This is a genomic window from Legionella cherrii (assembly GCF_900635815.1).
GTDB classification, from domain to species: domain Bacteria; phylum Pseudomonadota; class Gammaproteobacteria; order Legionellales; family Legionellaceae; genus Legionella; species Legionella cherrii.
Map to the genome: position 1 here is coordinate 952,965 of NZ_LR134173.1, position 14,588 is coordinate 967,552.

Consider the following 14,588-nt stretch of genomic DNA (forward strand, 5'->3'; position numbering starts at 1 on the left):
AATTAATACTTGAAAAATGGATTTAAGCATGTGAGATTTTTTCACACAACTGGATTCAGTTGAGTGTAGATAAAAAATAGTTATATGTAGGATATCCGACTAATAATGATGTTAGCTAGAATATTAATCATTTTAGTCGAGTTTTTTAGGAGAATGGGTTGGAAAAAAATACGGGCTCTTTGGCACAAAAAGAACACTACGAAAAGATACATGACTTATATGAACAACATTATTATGATCCGACATCTATTGCGTTCAGAGAGCAATTTATCTATAAGCCCTTATTGAATAACATCGATTTGAATAATAAACGAGTAGCCGATTTGGCTTGTGGAAGTGGTTACAACTCACTGTATCTGAAAAATAAATTTCCAGAAATAATGACTCATGGTTTTGATATTTCTGCAAAGGCCTGTGCAGCCTACCGACAAATTGTGGGAAGCGAGGCATATGAACTCGATCTCACTGCTGCTACTAGCACATTCAATCAACAATATGACCATGCCATAGTTGTTGGTGGTATACATCATTGCATCGCTTCTTTAGAAAATACTTTTTTGAATATATCGCAAATGCTAAAACCAGGCGGTAGTTTGTTAATGTGCGAGGCAAGCAGTAGTTTTATGTTAGAATCAGTACGCAAACTATGGTACAAAAAAAGTAAATATTTTGATGCTGACTCTGAGGAAGCGCTTCAACATGATCAGTTGCATCAAAGTTTTGGATCTGACTTTGAGGTTAAATTTGTAAAATACATGGGTGGTCCTGCATATTTTCTAATATTGAATAGTTTAATTTTAAATTTACCTCTATCGTTTAAAAAATTTATTTCTAAACCCTTATTTTTTCTCGAGGAAATTTATAATCTTTTGCCAGGGGATTTCTTTTTCCCTTATTTTTTAGCTGAGTGGGTGAAAAAATAATTTCGAGGAATATTGTGAATTACACGTATATATTATTAACAATTCTGTGCACAGTGTATGCACAGTTGGTGATTCGATGGCAAATGAAGTCAGCAGGTGTTTTGCCACCGGGTTTTACATCGAAAATAGCATTTGTTTTTTTTCAATTCCTTAACCCCTGGATATTAAGTGTTTGCTTCGCATCCACCTTAGCAATAATTTCTTGGATGGCAGCAATGACTAAATTCGAAATCAGCTATGCTTATCCTTTTTTGAGTTTATCATTTGTTTTTGTATTACTATTTAGCTCATTGATCTTGGGTGAGTCATTAAATATATATAAAATTGTAGGCACTATTTTAGTAACTCTAGGTGTAATGGTTACTTTTAAAGGATAGCGACATTAATATTTGATTTTTATGTAATTTTATAAAGAGTTCTCAGGATAAAGAATGACTGATATTAAGCCAAAGGAAGGATATGAATGGGAAAAACTTTTAACCATAATTATCCCCGCATATAATGAAGAAGAGGGAATCAAAGCAACACTGGAGAGCTTACGAACCAATCTTCCTTATGTAAATATCATTGTTGTAGACGATCATAGTAGTGATGCTACATTACACCAAGCACTTCAAGCTCCTAATGTTCGAGTGGTGACCCATTCTTATAATATTGGTTATGGTGGAGCACTTAAAACAGGTATGGCTTTGGCAGATACAGAATATGTGGCCTGGTTTGATGCAGATGGAGAGCATCGAATAGAGGACTTAATCGGTATGGCTAACAAAATTCACACTGAAGGTTTACTCGCCGTTATCGGTCAAAGGCCCTCGGGTACCTCCAGTCGCATTAGAACACTGGGTAAGTTTCTTATTCGAATGATAGTGAGAACGATGAAAGTCAATGCGGGACACGATTTAAACTGTGGTTTACGTGTCTTTAGACGAGAGGTCATTTGTCGTTATCTTTTTGTTTTACCTGATGGATACAGTGCGAGTTTAACCAGCTTAATGATTTTTTTGGAGCGAGATTATCCAATGGCATTTTATCCCATTAAGGTCAATTCGCGAATTGGAACGAGCAAAGTCAAACTGCGCGATGGTTTTAATACAATGGCTCTTGTTATAAGGATAACCACATTATTTGCTCCACTAAAAATATTCCTGCGGGCTGGCGTAATCATCTTTTTATTGGGTGTTTTCTATAGTTTATATAAAGCATTTCAACTGGGGGTCGGTTTTCCAGTTGCGGGCGCCATATCAATCTTAGGGGGGATCTTGCTCATGGCAGTAGGTTTATTAGCGGATCAGATTAGCCAGCTCAGATTGATTCAACTTTCATCAATAACTAATATGCCTTTTAGGCCTATAAAATCGGATAAACAAACAAATGGATAATGCAATGAAATCATTTAACTCACTCGCTTTACCGCCTGATTGGGTTTATAAAAACCAAAAAACTTTTTTACAATCATTCTATGATTTTATTGGCGCACCATTAAGAATGATTCTTTTGCCCGACGCAGTTTCAGAAAAATTACATCTGACTTCGTTACGCGGCGAGCGTTTTAGAAAAGTGTTGCCTGAATTACAAGGTCGAGTTTTGGATATCGGTGCAGGAGATAACTTACTTATCCACTTATATCGTCAGTATGCAAGTTTGTATAACAATTCTCCAGAAGATGCGCATCATAGTATTGGTGTTGATGTAGTCGATTGGAATAGTGACTGTACCATTATTCAAAACTCAGCTCATCTTCCGTTTGAAGATAATAGTTTTGACACCGTGAGTTATATAGCCTGTTTAAATCACATCCCAGAGCGGTTTGAGTCGCTACAGGAGATCCGCCGTTTATTGCGACCTAACGGCAAAGTTGTAGTGACAATGATAGGAAAAGTTATAGGAAAAATTGGTCATGCCCTATGGTGGTATAGTGAGGACAAACATCGTGAGGTAGATGAGCATGAGGAGATGGGCATGGATGAATCAGCGATTATGGATTTGTTTACTAAAGCGGGTTATAGCTTAAAAAAGCATGAAAAATTTGTATATGGTTTAAATTCCATGTATGTATTTGTACCCAAATAGAGGGATTTACATGTTCTCTTTCCCATTTTTTAATCGCCTTAATAACCATTGGCTTGTGTTGGCATTATTCTTCATTCTTGCCTCTTTATGGTTAATGAAAACTTGGGGACCAGCACCGATTATTTTAACAAATGGAGACGCAGGAAACGTATCCTCAATTGTTGCTAGCAAGATCAGTCCAGAGCGGTTTGCGAATGATCCGTTATACTCGGATGCTCAAAATTTTAAATTTTATTGGACTATTTCTATTCCTCTAACCCAATTTTTAACCTATTTTACTCATGATATTGGCCAGTCCTACTTGTTTCTTATCTGGCCGATTATATTTTTGCAACTAATAGGTTTTTATTTGCTCGGGCTGGATTTATTTTCCAATCGGGGTTGGGCTTTTTTACTGGCGTTACTCTCGCTAAGTCCTATATATGTTTTTCCAGGGGAGCTATGGGGGCAACTTGATGTCCCCTTAACCCGAGGCTATTACGGAGCCTTATTCCCTTTTCTTTTACTTGTTTCACTCAAAAACAATAATAAAGTCTGGTTTCCAATGATTGTGATGGGTTTATGTGGCCTGAGTGTTTATGTGCATCCTGTCAGCGGCCCCTCAGTCTCATTTGCATGTCTTACTGCTTTATTCATGTGCAAGCAGACTGGGCGCGGTTGGGGAAAGCAAGTATTGGTAGTTTTTGCTGCAGGGATGATGTTCTTAATGGTTGCAGCTCCGTTTATTATAACCTTTTTTAGTGGATTTCCCTCTTCAGAGAGTCTACATAATAATAGCAGTTCTGCCATTGCAGCGCACTATATGACTCAAGCAGCTGGACCTCAATACTATAATGCATTAAGTATCCTCCAGTCATTATATTCATTGTTGTTCCAAGGAAAGTGGAATTGGTTTTGGCTCATAGGATTAATTGGATTACTCATAGCCCCAACATTTTCAAAAAAGCCTCAGTATGAGCGAAAGTTTTTTATTTTTTTTATTGTGGGCCTCTTAATTTCCTCTGTGGGTATTGCTTGGCTGGATCAGAGTATTGCAAAAATGTATGGACGATATCCTGCAGAAATCGACTTAATACGTAATTGCAGATATCTGATTCCATTGTTACTGATAGGGGCCGTCAGATTTTTTGCCAATATTGAAATTAAAATTCCTAACACCTATCGCCTCGTTTTTGGATGCCTTATCCTCATTTTTGTTTATCGATGGTTTATTGATTTCCCCACTACATTCTCTAATTTCGTATTCAATCAAATACAGCATAATCAGATTGAAGATCAGATCAATAATCTCTCAAACAAAAAGATGCTGAATTACATTAAATCATTACCTCCAGGCTCCAAAATCATGGCCTTCTCCCTTGATGGTGAAAGTAATGGCTTGATTGAAGATCTGATGCTTGCAATCCGCTATTCGAGTTTTCAACCGATAGCTCATCTTAAAAAAGATCTTAATTTCTTAAGCTATAGTGGACGCGGTTTAAAAATTTTAGAATGGCAAAAAGAAGCGGAGCAGCTTGCATTAATAAAGAAAGAGAGTGATCAAACTAGGCTCAAATTATTAAAAGAATTCATGCAAGCGCATGAAGTGAAATTGCTTTTGGCTTATGAGCCTGATATATCTGCTGAATTAAGAAATCTTTTCAATTCGCAATTTAAGCTCCTTTATAAACAAATAAATTTTTCTTTGTATGCATATAATCCTGATGATTCAATCGTCTCGGTTCATTAGGGTGATAAAAACTGTGAAGAGAGATCATTGATTTAGGTATAAAACAAATGTGTGGTATTGCTGGCATTTTAAATTTTGACCGTTCCCCAATCTCAACGAATATGCTCAAAGCAATGACTGATAGCATTTTTCATCGTGGACCCGACGGTGAAGGATTTTGGTTTACGGACGGAGTTGGTCTAGGTCATCGACGATTGGCAATACGAGATTTAAGTGAAGCAGGTCATCAACCGATGCAAGATACCCTTAATCTGATTTCCGTAACCTATAATGGTGAGATTTACAATTATGATGAGATACGAAACGATTTAGAGAAAGAAACGGATTATTTATTCAAATCAAACTGCGATGCAGAATTATTACCTATAGGTTGGTTAACTTGGGGAGAAAAATTATTTGATCGTATCGAAGGAATGTTTGCGATAGGTATATGGGATTGTCGTACTGAAACATTAGTCCTTGTTCGCGATGGTGTAGGTATTAAACCTCTTTTTTATGCCCAAAATAATTTTTCATTGTTTTTTTGTAGTGAAATTAAAGGGATACTTGCAACAAAACAATTTACTATGGATATTGATGAAGCTGAATTTCACACTTATTTAGCATCGGGGTATACAAATCCAGAGCGGTCTTTATTAAAAAACATAAAACAACTTGAGCCAGGAACAATTTTAAAAGTTTCATTTGATGGCTCGCTCTCTTGCCATAATTATTGGCATCCGGTAAGAAAACCTGATCAATCAATTCAATTAGATGATGCTGTTGATGAGATAGAGTTATTATTGTCACAAGTCATTAACCAGATGCTAGTCGCAGATGTTCCAATTGGCTTACTTCAAAGTAGCGGAATTGATAGCACCCTGATTGCACTTCTCACGAAAAGTGAAGTGATCAGTTATACTGCTCAGTTCAATGAAACCTCACACGATGAGAGCATTTTGGCTCAAAAAATAGCTACTCTTACTAATCATCCGTGGCGACCAGTTTCTGTTGATCAAACGAGTCAAATACTAAATGATTTTCATCGGGTATCGCATCATGTTGATGGTCAATTAGCCGATTCAAGTTGTTTAGCACATTTTGCATTATCAAGAGAAGCAAGTAATCATGTGAAAGTTGCTATTGCAGGTGACGGCGCAGATGAAATATTTGCAGGATACTCAACATATAAGGCAAGTAGAGTTGCCGAGTACACAAGATCTTTGATACCAAAATTTTTAACCCAGCACCTTGGTGACTGGTTGTTTAAAAAATATGGGCATGATGAGCGTCGTTTACCTTGGCATGAAATGCTTATGCGCTTTCTTTGGGGTGTTTCATTATCTGACGTACCCCATTCGCAATGGCGCCGGTTGACATATCCTTTTTTGTTGAGAAAGCTATATAGTTCAGCCATGCATGATTTTTTAAATGAAAATCCTCTAGCCAATTATGAAAATGCGGTAGTGAGTGCTCCTGGATCTATTTTTGATAAATGCCTGCTGGCGGATCAACGAATTTATTTATCGGGTGACATGTTAACAAAAGTTGATCGAATGAGTATGGCTCATGGCCTAGAAATTCGAGTTCCATTTCTAGATCGTAGAATTATTAACTTTGCAAGCAAGTTGCCCGAGCATCTATTAAGCCCATTATTTGGCGAATCAAAACTCACCTTACGGAAAATTTTATCTAAGCATTGCTTACTAGACGAGGTAGTAAAAGCGAAAAAAAAAGGTTTTAACATACCTTTGGCGAGTTTACTTCGCAACCAATTGAAACCGATAGGTGAGGAAATTATTATGAAAAATGCGGATGTTTTTGCGCCATTTATTAATCCCGATAAATTAAGAGAAGTATGGCGTGAACACAATGCTAGGGCGTTTAACCATGCTTATTCACTTTGGGCTTTACTGATTTTTGGTTCTTGGAGAATGAAGCATGGCTAGATAATAAACCCCCAAAGCATGGCTTATAAAAGCAGCTCTCTCAATGAAGGGTTTGTCTACTGCCGCCAGCTGATTATTAATTAATTCAAGAAAATCTTTTTTAGATAAAATTATTCACTTAGCTAAAACAAGTTCCTTATAAAATGAGTCATAGTGGTCCACACAGGCCTCAAGAGAGAATTCTGAATGAGCACGTTGGCTTGAAGCTAATGCAAATTCCTTTCTTAATGAGTCATTTGATGCTAAATAAAGCAAGGCATCAGCCATTTTTGATGGATCATTTGGTGGTACAACAATTCCTGAAACGCCATCGAGCACTGCCTCGCCATTTCCTCCTACGTTAGTCACAACCATTGGTAATCCTGCTGCCATACACTCAATTACTGCATTGGAAAAGCCTTCCTCCAAAGAAGATAAAATACCTATGTCGGATGATTTAAGCAGAGCAGGCACATCGGATCTCGCACCAAGCCACTTAACCGAGTCAGCAATATCACATTCTGCTGCATATTTTTTTAACTCAGAACCTATCCCATCATCACGTCCAATAACTAGAAGGTACCATGGGGTCGGTAAACGAGATGCGATTCGAGAGAACGCCTCAAGCAGAACACGATGTCCCTTGTAAGGAATGAGGTTTGCTACAATGGCAAATACTAATGCTGAATCGGGTATTTCCAGTTTATTCCGTACACTTTGTCGGTCTTCTATGTCTGAAAATCTGGAAAAATTCACACCATTATAGATTAACCTTAATTTGGAATCGGGTACCCCTTCTTCTTCTAGCTGAGAAATAACGGCACGTGAATTTCCAAGAATAGCATTCATATGGCGATGTAATTTTTTTTCTATCTTTGACAGGACTGGGTATTTTGCCTGATAACCGTTTAAACTCCGCCGACTCATCACCTTAAATTTTTTAAAGGTTAAAATAGAGCAAATTCCTCCAATCAGATAGGCTGTAGGGAGGAAAAAATGCACTACTTTAAAACGCCGGTAAGATAAAAAAACAAGAAGTGACCCGAAAGAATAAGACATACGGAACAGTCGATAAATATAAGAAGCCCCCTGCTTATGCTTAAACAAAGGAGAGCTGACTCTAATTCCCATTTTCTGCAGTTCCTGGGCCAGCGCACCCGGGCGACCAAGGCAAAACACTTCGACATCCCAATTTTTTTGTTTTAATTTAGGTAGAAGTTGAAAAAGATGCATTTCTGCACCACCAACATCCAAAGACCCAATCACGTATAATATTTTATTCATTTATCCTCTAACTTGGCTAATCAATAAAATGCCCTTTCAAGAACAACCTATTTTTGAAAAGTTGGAATAAGCAGGGCGAAACATTTTTTCGAGTTCATTTAACGCAAAAACAAAGAAAGTCAATACAAGCCCCATCTTAATCTGACTTATCCAATAAGAAGGTTCGTCACGTAAAATGGAATAGCTGATATAGAGTGATACAAATGTCAGTATGGAGTTTTTGGCAATCCAATTAAAAAACATAGAAAACCACATAAAAATCAATCCTATTCCATAAGTTCCCAAAACAAATAGTTGAAAATTATAGGCAGCACCCTGGCCATTGGGTATCTGTAAAACCTTTCCTAAAGAATTGAGCATTTCTCCGGCATCAGGAGACAACGAGGAGGTGAAAGGAAGTAAATTTGCAAAAGCATGAAGTGAACTAGTTACTTTGCCTAAATCAAGCGACAAAACTAAATTGGTTAAAATAGCCATTTGTTCGGGACTTGGCTGGAATGTGTAAGATCTGGAAATATAATCTAGATATGCACTTAATTCAAAGCCCTCTTTAAATAAAACAGCATGTACATACCATTTCAAATAATTTGAAAATTCTCCAATAAATGTAAGTAGTAGCGCCACTAAAATGGGAGAAGCTATTTTATTTGACCTGGCAAAGACGAGATAAGAAACGATTAAAAAGGCTAAATGCCTGTATCCACTAATCACGGAGATACATACGGTGGCTAAAGCTAAGGCGGCAATAAAAAAATTGAGTACTCTCGACTTAAATGGAGAAAAAAACAGTCCTCCAAGAAGAATAGTATCATAGGGGAAATGGTAAAAAAATAAATCCATAGAGCGGCCTGAACTGGCGATGATAAATTTATCTTTTGGCAAAAAAATCAAATCATAACTTTTTATCAGTGCATAGACTTGAGCCAAACAAGCCATTACGAGTAAAACCTGACATCCAATTCCATCTCTGTTTAAAACAACAATGCGGTCGCCGCTTATGGAAGAATTTTTCTTAACAACAAATACAGACAACAATAAAGCAAGATCAGTAATTATATAAACGCTGAGCACAAGAGCCGATGGAGTGTAGGTTACCGGAATACCAAAGAAATCAAAGCGAAAAGGAATCAAGACGACAACGGAGTAAAAACAATACAGCATCACGCTGATTTTACACCAGTAGGGTTTTCTCATAGAAATAAAACTGTTAATTAGAAGTAATGAACAGTGCGTCATCCATGTAATCACAGTAAGAAGTTCCACTTTGTTCCTCACAAAAAATTAAAAATCCTTTAAAATTAAGAATTAAGGATAGAGTAATAAAAAATCAGGGCTGACGGCTCATAAAGTAACTTCGTAACCCTATTTTTAAATGCCTTTCTTCTGCTAAAAACATCAATGAGAAAAAAATCAAATTGATGCCATAAACAACGGAGTACGAGTACATTACACCGGTCATGCCAAACGCTGGAATGAGTAAGTAATTGGCGGCCACTTTACTTAAGAGCCCCAAAATTCCTGAAATAAAAATAAGGAAGTACTTTCTTGAGCTTGCAAAATAACTCACTAAAACAAGACTGGATGCGTAAAGCGGTAATTGCAAGAGTCCTCTTTGGAATAAATAAGTCACTATGGATGTATTGTTCGCATTAAAAGCACCTCGTTCAAATAAAATAGATACTATTTTATGCGCTGCAATCCAAGAAAAAAACACTATGACGACGCTACCGCCAAAGATAATGAAGACCCAACGAAGTGCTAAAGATCTTACTGAACGATTTGAGCCCGCAAATTCAGACGAAAATACAGGTAAAGTGGCTCGACTAATAGAGAGGGCGGCAAGACTTAAAATCAAAGCCAATACTCTATTTGCATAACCCAGGGAAGCAATAGACCCTGAGCCGAGATTGGCAGCAAAAAATTGATCGATAATTGGACCCAGAGCAATGAGAGCCTGGCCAAGAGTAATAATGCCAATCCCCTTGCCGAGCTCACCCCAAAATGCACATTTAAAAGTGAAGCGTGGAACAGGAAGCTCACCCGAACGGTGTAAAGAAATTGAAAGCGCAAGTAAATGAACTACATAGCCTACCACTGTTCCCCAAACCAGAGGTTCTAACTGTAAGTTCGAAAAACACACAATAGCCAGGCAGAGTATAAAAGCTGGAATGGCTTCATATAAAGTGTTTTGATGACGTCCTACTGCCAATAACCAAACGGAAAATAAGCTTATAACCGCTCCTAATGGCGCCAAATAAATGAGCTTATTGGCCATCTCTTTTGCTATTTCTTTTGTATGCTCTGAAAATCCTAGTTCTTGTGTCTTGAAAATAACCCCAAAAAAGAGATAGCAAGATACCATAAAGAGCAATGCGATAACTAATGTAAACCCCAATAATTCGCTGTAGAAAAATGGAATTTCTTCCGGAGTGTTAGCGCGCATGCGAGCTAAAAGAGGAACTAGTACTACAGTTAAAACACTAAGCCAAATTGATAAGGGCCAACTGAGGAGAGAAAAGACAAATAAATAAGCATCTACAATTTCATCCGTACCATAATGCCAGGCGATGGACATTTCTTTGGCTGCACCGATGATTTTCCCGAGAAGAATAAATAGAATAATCCAAAACATTCCGCTTGCTATACGCCGCCATTCCAAACTAAGGCACGCTAATCTCTCTTTAATATCGAACTCTCTAAAAATAAAAGAAATCAATCTGTTTCCCACCAAAAAAATATTTCCCTATAGCCAAGATACCTGCTTTGAATTATTTCACTATTAAAAATCAAATTATATTCTTGGACGTCTTAAACGGGTTTGAGAGAAAACTTCTTGTTAACAGCCCCTCATCAAGTTATAGCACAATATGGGGTCCACTTTTGTATGTGGCTTGTATATCGATAACATGCTGCAGATTATCATAAATCCTCGTTTGGGGAAACTCCCCTATTTGAACGCAAAATGGCCAGGAGGATTATTTTTTTAAAGCTCGAATATTAAGTTTTTTTTGAATATACTATCGCCAACAACATCAATTGACTATTTGACTCGAGATAGGAATCGCTTTCATAGCAAATTATCAGATGCCAAGTAGCGTTTTAAAAAGGGATAAACAAGTATGGCCGGAATGCAAAATGCGAGCTCTTACGATACTCGTGGTGTCGATATTTTCGTCTTGCTTGGTATGATTTATCGAGAAAGATGGAGCATTCTGTCTTGTACTTTACTGAGCTTAATCTTTGGAATAACCTATATTTATCTGAGCGTTCCTGTTTATGAAGTTAAAGCCTATATCTCGGCTCCTAATCAAGGGGATGTGGCTGCATTTAACAAAGGAGTTCTAGCCAACCAATCTTTAATTGACCCCCTGAACGTTAATTCGGTGTATCAAGCTTTTGGCAATCAATTGCTGTCTATTTCTCTCAAAAAATATTTTTTTGAACATTATTATCTGTCACTTTTACAAGAAAAACCTAAAAATACGATTGACAAAGCGCATCTCTATAATGATTTTTCTAACAAAATGTCAATAAATGTAATTAAGAACACAAACCCGGTACACTATGAAGTAGTAATCAAAGGAACTGAGCCAAAATTGATGTCAGTGTGGCTGCAACAATATATTAGTTTAGTCAACAACCGCACGGTGCATTCTCTTCTTAATAATATTAACAAACAGCGTGCCATCGCCATTTATAAACTAGAGCATGAGATTGATTTGATAAAAGGTATTGCCCAAAAGGAGAAACTAGATCATATGGCTCAGTTACATGAAGCCATCAATATTGCACAAAATGCAAATATAAACATCCCATTGGTAAACCAATATCAAACCGTAAATGAAACCAACATGGCGTATATGCTTGGGACTCCAGTTCTTCGTTCGAAAATTAAAAATTTATCTGAGCGAGATTCTAATGACCCCTATACTCCTGGTCTACGTAAATTACAAGGCCAGCTTGATTTTTATAAATCATTTGTTATAGAGCCACAAGAAGTGAAAGTATCCCATTTGGATGGAAGAATAGAAACCCCGATAATCCCTGTGGCACCAAAAAAGAAATTGATTCTTACAATATCTCTCTTGTTAGGTATACTAGCAGGGGGAGCGTTAGGAGTTACCCGAATTTTTTGGCGAAATGTACATGCGCTAAAAAATTCCTAGTACCAGAAGATCACACCAGGTGAGTCTTTTGCTTATTTAGAAGAATTAAAATGGTTTTTAGTTTAATCTCAGTACTCTGATTGGAGGTGATGTTTAGTGAAAGTTTTAGTTACTGGAGTAGCTGGATTTATTGGCTTTCATGTGGCACAAAAATTGTGCGAACGAGGTGATGAGGTTATTGGTATCGATAATCTCAATGACTATTACGATGTCAATCTTAAAAAGGCACGTTTACAACAATTGGCTGGTTTTACAGATTTCAAGTTCATTCATCTCGAATTGGCTGATCGAGAATCTATAGCGCAATTGTTTGCATCGCATAATTTTCAACGAGTTATTCATCTTGGTGCCCAAGCCGGAGTGCGTTATTCCATTGAAAACCCCTATGTCTATATTGACAGCAACCTGGTCGGTTTTCTCAATATTTTGGAAGGATGCAGACACCATCGTATAGAGCACCTTTGCTATGCTTCTTCCAGCTCCGTTTATGGTGCTAATGAATCCCTGCCTTTTTCGGTTCACGATAATGTAGACCATCCTTTGAGTCTTTATGCAGCAACCAAGAAGGCCAATGAGCTAATGGCTCATAGTTACAGTCATTTATATCGACTTCCAACGACAGGACTACGCTTTTTTACAGTGTACGGGCCTTGGGGAAGGCCTGATATGGCGCTGTTCAAATTTACCAAAAATCTTCTGAACGATGAGCCTATTGATGTATTTAATTTTGGAAACCATCGACGAGATTTTACCTATATTGATGACATCGTAGAGGGCATAATAAGGGTACATGATCATCCGGCTACACCCAATAAAGAGTGGTCAGGCATGACTCCCGATCCTGGTACAAGTGCAGCTCCATGGCGCGTTTACAATATCGGCAATCAAAGCCCAGTCCTCTTGTCTCGTTATATTGAAGTCTTAGAACAGTGTCTCGGAAAAAAGGCAAAAATGAATTTGTTACCCCTGCAAGATGGGGATGTACCAGATACTTTTGCCGATGTAGAAGCGCTTAAGAATGATGTGGGATATGCCCCGAGCACTCCGGTCGAAGTAGGGATAAAACGTTTTGTGGAATGGTATCTGGATTATTATGCAGTACAATCTGACAAGGCGTTAGAGCAGGTCAGTTTATAATGATGATGTTGGATGAGATTACAATAATTTAAAAATAAAATTGGGACTAAAAGGATGAGCGTTGTTGAAGAAAAGAAGCTTGCAGTAGTTGGTTTGGGTTATGTTGGTTTGCCCTTAGCAGTTGAATTTGGCAAAGTACGTTCGGTAATGGGTTTTGATATTAACGAAAATCGCGTTAAAGAACTTAAAAGCGGCCATGATTCGACTCTAGAAATCAGTGATGCAGAGTTGCGGGAAGCAAAACATTTGTATTTAACATCAATCCCTGAAGAAATTGCTTTTTGTGACATCTACATCATTACCGTACCAACGCCGATTGATCAGTACAAACAACCCGATTTTCAGCCTCTGATTAAGGCCAGTGAAATGATAGGGCGTATGTTGGAGCCCGGTAATATCGTAATCTATGAGTCTACTGTTTATCCTGGAGCTATCGAGGAAGTATGCGTGCCCGTACTTGAACGTACTTCTGGAATGAAATTTAATGTTGATTTCTATGCAGGTTACAGCCCTGAGCGTGTTAATCCAGGTGATAAGCTGCATCGAGTCACAACGATTACGAAGATCACTTCAGGATCAACCCCTGAAGTCGCAGATATTGTCGATGCTTTGTATCAAGAAATTATTGTTGCAGGCACTCATAAGGTCGAGAGTATTAGAGTCGCGGAAGCGGCAAAGGTAATTGAAAATACACAACGTGATTTGAATATCGCATTAATCAATGAATTAGCGATCATTTTCAATAAGTTGGATATAGATACAGAAGCGGTGCTGAAAGCTGCTGAAACCAAATGGAATTTTTTACCGTTTCGTCCTGGTTTGGTTGGTGGACATTGTATTGGTGTCGACCCTTATTATTTGACGCATAAAGCACAAGCGATTGGTTATCATCCAGAAATTATTCTCGCAGGGCGTCGTCTTAATGATGCAATGGGATCTTATGTGGTATCTCAGCTAGTGAAATCAATGATTAAACAACGTATCCATGTTGAAGGCGCAAGAGTATTAGTTATGGGATTAACTTTTAAGGAAAATTGTCCAGATATACGCAATACTCGGGTTATTGATGTCGTAACTGGATTAAAAGAATATAATGTATCTGTGGATGTTTATGATCCCTGGGCTGCTGAAGCAGATGTTGAACATGAATATGGACTTTCATTAATTGCACATCCCAATGGAGGCGAATATGACGGCATTATTCTCGCAGTTGCCCATCAACAATTTAAGGATATGGGTATCGAGAGGATTCGCTCTTTTGGCAAAGGACAACATGTTTTATATGATTTAAAGCATGTGTTTTCAGCTGAGGCCAGTGATTTACGATTGTAATCACATGAATTGTTTATTGATGGTTAAATTGATCAAAAAC

12 protein-coding genes are annotated in these 14,588 nt (G+C 37.7%); 9 read left to right on the forward strand and 3 right to left on the reverse strand.

Going from position 1 to position 14,588, the window contains the following annotated elements:
• The first annotated feature begins 158 nt into the window (after positions 1 to 158).
• The 6 genes from EL022_RS04070 to asnB are packed head-to-tail and all read left to right on the forward strand — an operon-like array spanning position 159 to position 6,650.
• Positions 159 to 923: a class I SAM-dependent methyltransferase gene (locus EL022_RS04070; RefSeq protein ID WP_028382484.1), complete on the forward strand. Its 765-nt coding sequence runs from the start codon at positions 159 to 161 to the stop codon at positions 921 to 923.
• Positions 924 to 937: 14 nt separating this feature from the next.
• Positions 938 to 1,300, forward strand: a complete 363-nt coding sequence (locus EL022_RS04075; protein WP_028382485.1) for an EamA family transporter — start codon at positions 938 to 940, stop codon at positions 1,298 to 1,300.
• A gap of 54 nt (positions 1,301 to 1,354) precedes the next feature.
• Entirely contained in the window at positions 1,355 to 2,302 is a 948-nt protein-coding gene (locus EL022_RS04080) for a glycosyltransferase family 2 protein (protein WP_028382486.1), read from the forward strand.
• A 4-nt stretch (positions 2,303 to 2,306) separates the two neighbouring features.
• Complete coding sequence (locus EL022_RS04085) at positions 2,307 to 2,993, forward strand: class I SAM-dependent methyltransferase (protein WP_162151249.1); 687 nt, start codon at positions 2,307 to 2,309, stop codon at positions 2,991 to 2,993.
• 10 nt (positions 2,994 to 3,003) lie between these two features.
• Entirely contained in the window at positions 3,004 to 4,722 is a 1,719-nt protein-coding gene (locus tag EL022_RS04090; protein ID WP_028382488.1) for a hypothetical protein, read from the forward strand.
• Between the two features lie 47 nt (positions 4,723 to 4,769).
• Positions 4,770 to 6,650 carry an asparagine synthase (glutamine-hydrolyzing) gene (gene asnB / locus EL022_RS04095; RefSeq protein ID WP_028382489.1) on the forward strand — a complete coding sequence of 627 codons (1,881 nt, stop codon included), beginning with the start codon at positions 4,770 to 4,772 and terminating at the stop codon, positions 6,648 to 6,650.
• A gap of 114 nt (positions 6,651 to 6,764) precedes the next feature.
• Here asnB and EL022_RS04100 read toward each other — a convergent pair whose 3' ends face one another.
• The 3 genes from EL022_RS04100 to EL022_RS04110 all read right to left on the reverse strand — a co-directional run bounded on the left by EL022_RS04100 (position 6,765) and on the right by EL022_RS04110 (position 10,629).
• Positions 6,765 to 7,913 carry a glycosyltransferase gene (locus EL022_RS04100; protein WP_051544518.1) on the reverse strand — a complete coding sequence of 383 codons (1,149 nt, stop codon included), beginning with the start codon at positions 7,911 to 7,913 and terminating at the stop codon, positions 6,765 to 6,767.
• Positions 7,914 to 7,949: 36 nt separating this feature from the next.
• Positions 7,950 to 9,176 (reverse strand): hypothetical protein, encoded by a 1,227-nt coding sequence (locus EL022_RS04105; RefSeq protein WP_126325092.1) that lies wholly within the window; start codon positions 9,174 to 9,176, stop codon positions 7,950 to 7,952.
• A gap of 64 nt (positions 9,177 to 9,240) precedes the next feature.
• The gene (locus tag EL022_RS04110) at positions 9,241 to 10,629 is read right to left on the reverse strand and encodes a lipid II flippase MurJ (protein WP_126325094.1); all 1,389 of its coding nucleotides are present in this window, start codon (positions 10,627 to 10,629) and stop codon (positions 9,241 to 9,243) included.
• A 412-nt stretch (positions 10,630 to 11,041) separates the two neighbouring features.
• On the opposite strand from EL022_RS04110, the gene EL022_RS04115 reads away from it, so the two are divergent.
• The 3 genes from EL022_RS04115 to tviB all read left to right on the forward strand — a co-directional run bounded on the left by EL022_RS04115 (position 11,042) and on the right by tviB (position 14,548).
• A complete protein-coding gene (locus tag EL022_RS04115) occupies positions 11,042 to 12,079 on the forward strand; it encodes a Wzz/FepE/Etk N-terminal domain-containing protein (RefSeq protein ID WP_272947081.1) in 1,038 nt (345 codons plus the stop codon).
• 96 nt (positions 12,080 to 12,175) lie between these two features.
• Positions 12,176 to 13,216, forward strand: coding sequence for an NAD-dependent epimerase (locus EL022_RS04120; RefSeq protein WP_028382493.1), 1,041 nt, complete (start codon positions 12,176 to 12,178; stop codon positions 13,214 to 13,216).
• 54 nt (positions 13,217 to 13,270) lie between these two features.
• Positions 13,271 to 14,548 carry a Vi polysaccharide biosynthesis UDP-N-acetylglucosamine C-6 dehydrogenase TviB gene (tviB, locus tag EL022_RS04125; protein ID WP_028382494.1) on the forward strand — a complete coding sequence of 426 codons (1,278 nt, stop codon included), beginning with the start codon at positions 13,271 to 13,273 and terminating at the stop codon, positions 14,546 to 14,548.
• Positions 14,549 to 14,588 lie beyond the last annotated feature (40 nt).

What these genes read in the sequence shown, in the direction of transcription:
- EL022_RS04080 (WP_028382486.1), top strand. Translation starts at nt 1,355, where the DNA reads ATGACTGATATTAAGCCAAAGGAAGGATATGAATGGGAAAAACTTTTA.
- EL022_RS04085 (WP_162151249.1), top strand. Translation starts at nt 2,307, where the DNA reads ATGAAATCATTTAACTCACTCGCTTTACCGCCTGATTGGGTTTATAAA.
- EL022_RS04090 (WP_028382488.1), top strand. Translation starts at nt 3,004, where the DNA reads ATGTTCTCTTTCCCATTTTTTAATCGCCTTAATAACCATTGGCTTGTG.
- asnB (WP_028382489.1), top strand. Translation starts at nt 4,770, where the DNA reads ATGTGTGGTATTGCTGGCATTTTAAATTTTGACCGTTCCCCAATCTCA.
- EL022_RS04100 (WP_051544518.1), bottom strand. Translation starts at nt 7,913, where the DNA reads ATGAATAAAATATTATACGTGATTGGGTCTTTGGATGTTGGTGGTGCA.
- EL022_RS04115 (WP_272947081.1), top strand. Translation starts at nt 11,042, where the DNA reads ATGCAAAATGCGAGCTCTTACGATACTCGTGGTGTCGATATTTTCGTC.
- tviB (WP_028382494.1), top strand. Translation starts at nt 13,271, where the DNA reads ATGAGCGTTGTTGAAGAAAAGAAGCTTGCAGTAGTTGGTTTGGGTTAT.